Here is a 10,415-nt window from a genome sequence, read left to right as displayed (position 1 = left end):
CGTTCGGATGGAAAAGCCTAACCGTTGGAAGGAAAAAAGCATAGGAATGCCTAAGAAAAGAATTAGCTATTGCATTTAGTTCATTACTTATCTCTAATGAGATAATTTATTTAGCTCAACAGCGGATGGAGTGAATTTCACTTTCAATCGATGTTAATTATGAATCAGTTACGAGCTACGGGCTACAAGTACCTTTCTGAACAGAACGCAGCTACTTTATCACCCTATCACCTTAACACTCTCTTATTCCTTCTGCACCGATCAAATTCAACTCCTGATTCACATGATATATAGAAAAAGAGAATATGTCATACTCTTATTTATACTTTCTTTTTCTTCGGCAATACTTGATTCAGCACCACATATCCGAGTATTCCGGCAATAATAGTACCACACAATACACCGAATTTAGCCTGATTCAGCAATTCCGGATAAGCACCGGAAAAAGAAAGATTAGCTATAAACAATGACACTGTAAACCCAATGCCCCCCAACAGCGAAACTCCTGCAATATTCTTCCAGTTCATACCTTCAGGCATTCGGGTAAGTCCACTTTTGATAGTCAGCCAGGTGAAAAGGTAAATCCCCAGAAACTTACCAATAAGAAGCCCCATGCCGACAGCAAGACTCACATTCCCTATAACTTCTCCACTACCGCCAAGAACCACTCCCGCATTAGCAAAGGCAAATAAAGGAAGAATAACAAAATTCACAACCCCATGCAGATTATCCTCCAAAGATTGTAAAGGGCTTATCACGCGATCCGAAGCTCGCTCCACTTGCTTCAATGTAGCAATCTGCTCATTCGTCAATACTATATTATCAGACTGCACGATCGGGAAAGAACTGACAATAGCCCGGATACGCCGGATATATTTACCTGCATCCAATCGCGGACGGGCAGGTATAACAAATGCAAGTATCACACCGGATATTGTACTGTGAATACCGGATTGCAGGAATAAATACCAGATAATAATGCCAAAGAAAAGAAAGAATATCTTCTGCGTCATACCAAACTTGCCCATATAATACAAAAAGATATAAAGGATGGCAGCCACAATCAAATAACCGTAAGCAACTTCAGAACTATAAAAAATGGCAATCACCAGAATACCACCAATATCATCTACTACAGCAAAGGCAGTCAGGAAAATCTTCAAGCTCAATGGTACGCGCTTACCCAACAAACTAAGCACTCCTAAGGAAAAAGCAATATCCGTAGCCATAGGAATAGCCATACCTTGTGTTTCAGGAGTATCAGGAGTTACTAGAAGAAAATAAGCTACAACCGGAAGTATCATTCCCCCGCATGCTGCAATAAATGGTAGAATAGCCTTTCGAAAAGAAGACAATTCGCCAACCAGTAATTCACGTTTTATCTCTAATCCTACAGCCAGAAAGAAAATCGTCATCAAGCAATCATTGATAAACTCAATCATCGTAAGATTATGACCGCCATGCGAAAGCAGGTTAAAATCGCCTATACGCAAATGCAACTCTTGCGACAGGAAACTCTGATACACAGGAGCTAATGAAGAATTGGCAACAATAGCTGCCAAAATAGCCGTCAGGAATAATAAAATACTCGCCACTACATTCAGCGCCGAAAAGTTTTTCACAGTACGTAGAATAATCATATGTTCGATTTAAGTATTACATTTTCAAAGGAATGCGCTATTAATGAGCTATTCCTGATAGCTCATTAATGCCAGTTTTTTAACCCAGAGCACAAATATACCTGTTAATATTAAATTTAACACAATAGTAAGTACAGAAATTACTAATGCCGGACCACCCAGATTGTAACCCAACGCAATAAAAATAACTCCTGCCCCTACTTCACCGCGAGTAAACATACCAATGGAAAGTGCCAGACGTTCACTCAACTTACGATCGCGATAGAAGAATACCGGAAACAACTTACCGACATTGGAAAGTAACGATACAATAACCACATGTACAATAATCAGTGCCCAAGGCATCATTTCCTGTGAACCTGTTATAGAGGCTAGCCCCATATCACCAGAGAGACTGATTCCCTGAAGCGGAGGCATACTCATACCTACCAGGAACATAAAAATAAATGAAATTCCTGTCGAAGCTTTACGTTCCCAAGCCGTATCAATATCCTTATGCTTCATGACCATACCCAGGACGAATGCCGGAAGCAACACCTCGATATGAATGCTGGCATCTTCGCCATATAAGTTCTTCGTAATAAGATAAAGCGATTGAGTGGCAGCAAACACCAGAACGGAATAAAACAGAATGGCTTTCCAATCCTGCCTCATATTATATTTACTCAGTTTCTTCCAACCGAAAGAAAGCAACAGAAAGACGATAAGGATAATAACCAACAACTGCCAGCGCGGTCCGATCATCATTATTTGCAAAGGAATCATTAAAAGGATGGTATCCAGATCATCAAAGATAGCCAACACCTGAATCTTCTTGTAGATCCAGCTGGACTTCAGTCCAATAGCCGCCAACATAGTGAATAATATACCTGCGGAAGTAGGAGCTGCAAAACGACTCAGCAATAAGTTTTCTTTCCATGCCTCCCAACTATCCCAGTATTCCGGTGGAAGTAAAACGAAAATATAATAAATAGCAATCAGAAACCAAGGCATGGCTGCTGTAGCCATTGCGACAAAATAATCTTTTGCGTATGTTTGCCATCGGGACTTGTCCACTTCGAACTCACGTCCCACATTAATCATAATGAATCCCAGACAAATATACAACAACACATTAGATACGGTTTTCACCGTACTATAATCACTTCCTGACCATGCAGGCAGATACTGCGCTATAAAGAGACCTACCACCAGGAAGGCCGAAAACGATAGAACTTTTCTCATTTATTATTAGTTAGAATATTCAAAACAAAGGGGATTGCCAAGACAGTCCTACAGAAAGAGAACAATCCCCAGACTAATATGAATCTGCTTTTATGATTTTTTATATTAATCTAATTTCAACACCGCAAGGAACGCTTTCTGCGGCACTTCCACATTACCAATCTGCTTCATACGTTTCTTTCCTCTCTTCTGCTTTTCCAACAGCTTTCTCTTACGACTGACGTCACCACCATAACACTTCGCCGTAACATCTTTGCGTACTGCCTTAATCGTCTCACGAGAAATGATTTTAGCTCCGATAGCCGCTTGGATAGCAATATCAAACTGCTGTCTCGGGATCAGGTCTTTCAGCTTCTCGCACATGCGGCGTCCCAAATCATACGCATTGTCGAAATGTGTTAGTGTTGAAAGGGCATCCACCGGCTCGCCATTCAGCAAGATGTCCAGTTTTACCAACTTGGACGGACGGAAACCACTGGCATGGTAATCAAAAGAGGCATATCCTTTCGAAATACTTTTCAGTTTATCATAAAAGTCAATCACAATTTCTCCCAAAGGCATGTCGTAATAGATCTCCACACGATTACCGGAAATATATTCCTGCTTCACCAGTTCACCACGTTTACCCAGACACAAGGTCATGATAGGACCGATATAATCTGTAGTTGTGATAACGGAAGCACGGATATAAGGCTCCTCAATATGGTCGATCAAAGTAGGATCGGGCATACTTCCAGGGTTATGCACCTCTGTCATATGACCTTGTTTATCGTAAATATTATAAGAAACGTTCGGCACAGTGGTTATCACATTCATGTCAAATTCACGGTCAAGTCGCTCCTGCACAATCTCCATGTGCAACAGTCCTAGGAATCCGCAACGGAATCCGAAGCCCAACGCCAACGAGGATTCAGGCTGGAAAGTCAGTGATGCATCGTTCAATTGCAGTTTTTCCAAAGAGGAACGCAAGTCTTCAAAGTCTTCCGCTTCAATAGGATATACACCGGCAAAAACCATCGGCTTTACTTCCTCGAAACCTGCAATAGCTTCTTTACATGGGCGGGCAATGTGAGTAATCGTATCTCCCACCTTTACCTCTTTAGAGGTTTTAATACCGGAAATAATGTATCCCACGTCACCAGTACGCAGTTCCTGACGTGCCACCATTTCCATCTTGAGCACACCGATTTCATCAGCATCATATTCTTTACCGGTATTGAAGAATTTCACCTTATCTCCCTTACGGATCACACCGTTTACTATCTTGAAGTAAGCAATGATACCACGGAAAGAATTGAATACAGAGTCAAAAATCAAAGCCTGCAACGGTGCTTCCTCATCACCTTCGGGATGAGGAATACGCTCGATAACCGCAGCCAGAATTTCTTCTACCCCCATACCCGTCTTACCGGAAGCACGGATTATCTCACTGCGCTTGCAGCCAAGCAACTCTACGATTTCATCCTCTACCTCTTCAGGCATGGCACTCGCCATATCGCACTTATTGATGACCGGAATAATTTCCAGATCATGCTCAATTGCCATATAAAGATTGGAGATTGTTTGTGCCTGTACACCCTGCGAAGCGTCTACAATCAGCAATGCACCTTCACAAGCGGCAATAGAACGGGAAACTTCATACGAAAAGTCTACGTGCCCCGGAGTATCAATCAGATTCAGAATATACTTTTCACCCTTGTACGTATACTCCATCTGAATGGCATGGCTCTTAATGGTGATACCTCTCTCTTTTTCCAGATCCATATCATCCAGCATCTGTCCTCCGGTCACCTGTATGGTGTTGGTATATTCAAGCAGACGGTCAGCTAAAGTAGACTTACCATGATCAATGTGGGCAATAATGCAAAAGTTACGTATATTATTCTTCATCTTCTATAATTATCTATTAAATGCGGGCGCAAAGATAATGAAAAAGATGAGGTTTTGAAAGTGATTTATTCAATATCCGAAGTTGTAAATGTCTATATATCCCAGAACTATTCCATCATTCTACTGTTATGTATGGACAATAACCTAAACCATATAACTGAAATGAAAAAATTTGTTATTCTAGCACTCTCTTTATTATTACTTGCAGGATGTTCCAAAAATGAAATAATCATTTATGAATCATCCCCCGGAACCAATGATCCCGGTAACGGACAAACCTCACAAAAAGAAGATATACTCATCACATTTTCCGCTTCACTTGAAAGTCGTAAGGTAACCAGATCCATGTCTCCTATGCCCAAAGGATTAGTAAGCCAAATATATGCTTTTGAAACGACAGACAAGAATTTTAATGATCCGTTTGCCGAAGGGCTATATTCAACAGTTTCAGCTGGTACATTAACGGGGATGAAAGGATACAAAATGTATTTGAGTAACGGCTCTTATAACATGTATGCATTTTCAGAAAATTCTTCTACTTATCCTCCGAGTCTAACCGATGGAATATCGGCTCCGCTAAAGAATGGCGTAGATTATTTATGGTGGGAAAATCTGGACCAAGATATCACAGCTTCACAAATTCACATGCCCATTGTTTTTCAGCATATAGCTACTCAGGTCGTAGTTGACCTGTCAGCAGGTGAAGGCTTACAGCTTGACAGTTTAGTATCGGCAACTATTCTTCCGCCTACTCCTGGCGCCAGCCTTGATATAGAAACCGGTATTATCGAAGCAACCGACACTTATGACACAACTCCGCTTAATATGGGCAAGAATGGATTTCTCGCACAGGCCATTGTCTTACCAACCCGTGCAACCACCCCAATGTCAATGACACTAAAAATTCTCGCAGATGGAGAAACCACACCACGTACCTATACCGGAAGTATCCCTATCCCGGGTAAACTGGCCGGTGGATTTTCTTATGTCTTCAGCGCCATTATAGACGGAAATTCCGTATCGTTCCCCAATGTCAGCATTAAAGACTGGACCGAAGTAGACGAATCAGGCAATCCGATTTATCCGATACAAAAATAAGAGGAGATCACTCTTTATTATCAAAATACAATAACAAAATAGAAAATATGGAAACCCCAATATCTGAAATCAGAAGAGAATACAGCAAAAGCAAGCTGACACAATGCACTATCCACGACAATCCTTTTGAGCAATTCGTGGAATGGCTAGATGATGCTATCATTCACAAAGAAGATGAACCTACCGCTATGATAGTAGCAACAGTTTCAGCAGAAGGGTTCCCCTCCACGCGCACCGTTTTGTTGAAAGGGGTAGAAAACAACCAATTTATATTCTTCACTAATTACGAAAGCCGAAAGGGAAAACAATTAGCAGGCAATCCATATATTTCCCTTTCTTTCGTATGGCACAAATTGGAAAGACAGGTACACATTGAAGGCAAAGCCGAAAAATGCCCCGATAAAGTTTCGGATACTTACTTTGCCACCAGGCCATATAAAAGCAAGATAGGTGCAAGAATATCTCCGCAAAGCCAGGTGATAAGCAGCCGTATGGAGATTATGCGAGCCTTCGTGAAAGAAGTCTTCAAGCTGGCAGGCCGCGATATTAAACGTCCCGATAATTGGGGTGGTTTTGCTGTAACCCCTACCCGCTTCGAGTTTTGGCAAGGGCGGGAAAGCCGTCTGCACGACCGCATCCAATATATACTTCAGAAAGATGGCAACTGGATACAGGAAAGACTAGCTCCTTAAACATCCTTCACTGATGAAATATAGTATATAAAAAGAAGCGTTGATAACATATAAATGTATCAACGCTTCTTTTTATAAGATAAATGTCAATCTCTCTCTTAAACCAACTTGACAAACAGTTCACCTTCTACTTCCTGAGTAGAGATTTTGTCTTCTCTCAACAACCAGCCAAGACCCAAGAACAAATCTTTGTCTACCAACTTAGTTGCTTTCTTGATTTGTTTAGCAGTCAAACCTTCAGTCTCATTCAGAGCACTCCAAATTTTTCCTGCAGTTTCACCAGCTTTTTCTTTTAACATTTTCTTCTTTTTTTTAGTTATACATGCTTTAATCCAACTTCTCTCATTGATGAGGTTCAGATTTTATTTCAGCGGCAAAGATAGTTATATTTATGTTATATAACACATTATTCTCTGTTTTTTTATGTTATATGTCATAAAAAGAGCATTTTTTCAGCAGGTCAGACCAAAAATATGACCTGTTTATATCAAACAGACGGTCTGTTTTCAAGATATTCCGCCCAGATACGGGCAGCTTCTTCTACCATCCTGGCACACGGACGTTTAGCATAATATTGTTCGGTACGTTCTTCGGGGGTAGACACTCCTTCCGGCTTCTTCAGCCCTAATAGTTCAGCACAAATTGTAGAACCGTTCCGTTTCTTAAACTCAGCAGCCAACTCCTGAACTACGGCATAATTGGCACCTTTTCCTTCACGATCCTTGGGATCAGTTGCCCCAGTCTCCAGCCCTGCAAGTAAAAACATACCGCATGCGGCTCCACAAGTCTGACGCATACGGCCAATACCTCCACCAAAAGAAGCTGCCATACGCGCCGCCTGTTCTTGTGTAAACCCATACATATCAGCAAAAGCAAGTACTACAGACTGAGAACAATTATAACCACTTTTAAAAAAATCTACTGCTTTTTCTATTCTTTCTTCAAACATCGTTCCTCCCCCTTCCTCTTATCCTTCTATATCCAACAACATGGGGCAATGATCAGAATGTACAGCATCATTCAATATGCGCGCCTCTCTCAGCAACGGACGAACCGGCTCAGTCACCATACAATAGTCAATACGCCATCCTTTATTCTTTGCACGGGAATTAAAGCGGTAACTCCACCACGTATATTCCTGTTGTTCGGGATGCAATAGGCGGAAAGTATCAATAAAACCGGCATTTAGAAAACGCGTCATCCATTCTCGCTCCTCAGGCAAGAAACCACTATTCGTAGCATTTCGAATAGGATCATGGATATCTATCGGTTCATGACAAATGTTATAGTCACCACAAAGAATCAGTTTCGGACGCGATTTTCGTAACCCCGTCACATATTCCTGGAACTTCTCCAGCCATACCATTTTGAATGCCTGACGTTCGTCACCGCTTGTTCCCGAAGGATGATAAACACTCACAACAGATATATCGCCAAAATCGGCACGGATAAAACGGCCTTCATTGTCATATTCTTCCATGCCCATACCATATTCCACATGGTCCGGTTCCCGCTTGGTCAAAATGGCAACTCCACTATAGCCTTTCTTCTGTGCAGAATAAAGATAATGCTTGTATCCCAATGCACTCAGTGCTTCTTCCGGATATTGATCCGGTTGCAATTTGGTTTCCTGAATGCATACTACATCAGCTTGTTCCTGTTCCAGCCATTCCGGCAACCCCTTGCCAACAGCTGCACGCAGCCCATTCACATTATATGTAATAATCTTCATATGATTGTTTATTTGGTTTATACTAGTTCAGATATCAGCAACATAATATTCAATACGGTAACGATTCCCGCAATAGCATAGAGTACAAAACTACTCCACTTACTATTAACGTACTGCCCCATCACTTTACGCGAAGACGTTAGTCCCACTTGCAGGAAAACAGTAAATGGCAACTGAATACTAAGCACCATTTGCGAAATCAACAATCCCTTGAAAGGATCACCGATGAAAAATATCAGCAACAACGCAATACCCAATGAAAGGATTACGCCCACCTGAGAGTGGCTATCCTTGATATGATAGGATTCTCCAAAGATACCGGCAAAAATAGAACCTGCCGCCATACCACTTGTAATGGTAGATGAAATACCTGCCATCAACAAGGCCAAAGCAAACACGACTGCAGCGCTGCTTCCAAGTAAAGGTTCCAACAAAGACTTTGCCTGTTGCAGTTCTTCAACCTGAATACCACTTTTAAAGAAAGTAGCAGCAGCCAGCAATATCATGGCACTATTGATAGCCCATCCCACAATCATGGAGAAAAGCGTATCAAACAGCTCATACTTCAAGACCTTACGAATAGAACTGTCATCTTGCTTATTATACTCATGGCTCTGTATTACTTCCGAATGCAGGAATAAATTATGTGGCATTACCACTGCTCCCAGCACACTCATAATAATCAGCATACTTCCTTCCGGAAAAGCAGGTGTCACCCATCCTTCTACAGCCAACGGCCAGTCAATCTTCACCAGGAACAACTCATAAATAAAGGATAATCCAATAACTGAAACAAACGCGATGATGGAACGCTCTATCTTCTTATATGAGTTCGTAAAAAGCATGATGACGACAAAGACGGTTGTCAATATGGCTCCCCATATAATGGGAATATCAAAAAGCATTTCCAAGGCAATTGCTCCTCCCAGTATCTCGGCAAGGGAAGTCGATATGGATGCCAACACCGCAGTACCCAGAATAGGACGGGAAACCCATTTAGGAGTATACTTCGTAGCAGCTTCCGACAAGCATAAACCTGTAACAATCCCCAAGTGAGCCACATTATGTTGCAATACAATCAACATGATCGTTGATAAAGTTACCACCCAAAGCAGGGAATATCCAAATTCGGAACCCGCCGCAAAATTAGAAGCCCAGTTTCCGGGATCAATAAAACCTACTGTAACAAGGAGTCCGGGACCAATATATTTAAAAACGTCCAGACCACCTAAATAGCGCTTATGATCCCTACGTTTCAAGTCTTTCAGAATATTTTTCATTGTTCGTTCTTTTTATGGCGTAAAATTACGAAATAATAACAAGCAAGCCACACATTCTGTTCAAAAAAGAAGCCCCCGGCATTGTACAATACCGAAGGCCAACCTATATATTTAAAAGTACAGGGATTTAGTTAGAATCCCATTTCATGCAGCGCCCTACATAACTGATCCGGACAAGAAGTCGGACGTCCTCCGCAACGAATTCCTTCCAGACGGGAAATCACATCATTTACCGACATTCCCTTTACCAAACGGGAAATACCTTGCAAATTACCGTTACAACCTCCCCAAAATGCAATATCCGTTATTATATTATCTTCTATTTCCAATTCAATGTGAGAACTACATGTACCTTGAGTCTTATAAGTATACTTCATTACTCTTCACTTCCTTCCGGCTTCATGTTGGTATAAACCGTTTGCACATCATCAAATTCTTCAAGACGCTCTATCATCTTGTCAAGAGTCTCACGTTGCTCGGGAGTTACCTCCTTCGTATCGTTCGGGATATAAGTAAATTCACCACCGACATCCTCAAAGCCACATTCCTCCAAATGTTTCTGGATGGCAGCATAGCTCTTCGGATCACCATAGATAGTGATTGTACCTTCTTCTTCATCCTCTTCAAACTCATCATCTACATCGTAGTCAATCAAGTCAAGGATGAGTTCTTCCATATCTATGCCGTCTTTCTTCTTGAAAGTAAACATACATTTGTGGTCGAACAGGAAAGCCAATGACCCCATAGTACCCAAGTTTCCACCAAACTTGTTGAACACTGAACGTACATCAGCAACTGTACGGGTCGTGTTGTCAGTCAATGTATCTACGAATACAGCAATACCGTGAGGGCCGTATCC

At 41.5% G+C, this 10,415-nt stretch carries 11 protein-coding genes; 2 read left to right on the top strand and 9 right to left on the bottom strand.

The window, feature by feature from the left end; translation table 11 throughout:
• Positions 1–320: 320 nt before the first annotated feature.
• The 3 genes from nhaA to lepA all read right to left on the bottom strand — a co-directional run bounded on the left by nhaA (position 321) and on the right by lepA (position 4,754).
• Entirely contained in the window at positions 321–1,640 is a 1,320-nt protein-coding gene (gene nhaA, locus BWI44_RS00570; RefSeq protein WP_118295849.1) for a Na+/H+ antiporter NhaA, read from the bottom strand.
• 48 nt (positions 1,641–1,688) lie between these two features.
• A complete protein-coding gene (locus BWI44_RS00565; RefSeq protein WP_195208903.1) occupies positions 1,689–2,864 on the bottom strand; it encodes a cation:proton antiporter family protein in 1,176 nt (391 codons plus the stop codon).
• A gap of 105 nt (positions 2,865–2,969) precedes the next feature.
• Positions 2,970–4,754, bottom strand: a complete 1,785-nt coding sequence (lepA, locus tag BWI44_RS00560) for a translation elongation factor 4 (RefSeq protein ID WP_007663158.1) — start codon at positions 4,752–4,754, stop codon at positions 2,970–2,972.
• Positions 4,755–4,916: 162 nt separating this feature from the next.
• Between lepA and BWI44_RS00555 the strand changes: the two genes are divergently transcribed.
• Positions 4,917–5,852 carry a fimbrillin family protein gene (locus tag BWI44_RS00555; RefSeq protein WP_286810338.1) on the top strand — a complete coding sequence of 312 codons (936 nt, stop codon included), beginning with the start codon at positions 4,917–4,919 and terminating at the stop codon, positions 5,850–5,852.
• A 47-nt stretch (positions 5,853–5,899) separates the two neighbouring features.
• Complete coding sequence (gene pdxH, locus BWI44_RS00550) at positions 5,900–6,544, top strand: pyridoxamine 5'-phosphate oxidase (protein WP_138291930.1); 645 nt, start codon at positions 5,900–5,902, stop codon at positions 6,542–6,544.
• 98 nt (positions 6,545–6,642) lie between these two features.
• Here the strand turns inward: pdxH and BWI44_RS00545 are convergent, their stop codons facing one another.
• From BWI44_RS00545 to BWI44_RS00520, 6 genes are all read right to left on the bottom strand, one after another.
• Complete coding sequence (locus BWI44_RS00545; protein ID WP_007213746.1) at positions 6,643–6,843, bottom strand: winged helix-turn-helix domain-containing protein; 201 nt, start codon at positions 6,841–6,843, stop codon at positions 6,643–6,645.
• Positions 6,844–7,031: 188 nt separating this feature from the next.
• On the bottom strand, positions 7,032–7,493 hold the full coding sequence (locus BWI44_RS00540; RefSeq protein WP_021968104.1) for a C-GCAxxG-C-C family protein: 462 nt from the start codon (positions 7,491–7,493) through the stop codon (positions 7,032–7,034).
• 18 nt (positions 7,494–7,511) lie between these two features.
• Complete coding sequence (locus BWI44_RS00535) at positions 7,512–8,276, bottom strand: exodeoxyribonuclease III (RefSeq protein WP_138291931.1); 765 nt, start codon at positions 8,274–8,276, stop codon at positions 7,512–7,514.
• A 17-nt stretch (positions 8,277–8,293) separates the two neighbouring features.
• Positions 8,294–9,556, bottom strand: coding sequence for an Nramp family divalent metal transporter (locus BWI44_RS00530; protein WP_022391383.1), 1,263 nt, complete (start codon positions 9,554–9,556; stop codon positions 8,294–8,296).
• A 131-nt stretch (positions 9,557–9,687) separates the two neighbouring features.
• Complete coding sequence (locus tag BWI44_RS00525) at positions 9,688–9,933, bottom strand: TIGR03905 family TSCPD domain-containing protein (RefSeq protein WP_195208902.1); 246 nt, start codon at positions 9,931–9,933, stop codon at positions 9,688–9,690.
• On the bottom strand, positions 9,933–10,415 hold a 483-nt coding region (locus BWI44_RS00520), incomplete at its 5' end, for a YebC/PmpR family DNA-binding transcriptional regulator (protein WP_286810318.1). The genes BWI44_RS00525 and BWI44_RS00520, both read right to left, overlap by 1 nt.

The sequence above is a fragment of the Bacteroides sp. Phil13 genome (assembly GCF_001940965.1).
Classification (GTDB): Bacteria; Bacteroidota; Bacteroidia; order Bacteroidales; family Bacteroidaceae; genus Bacteroides; species Bacteroides intestinalis.
The sequence above is the reverse complement of the archived record's forward strand: the minus strand, read 5'-3'. Positions and strand labels throughout refer to the sequence as shown.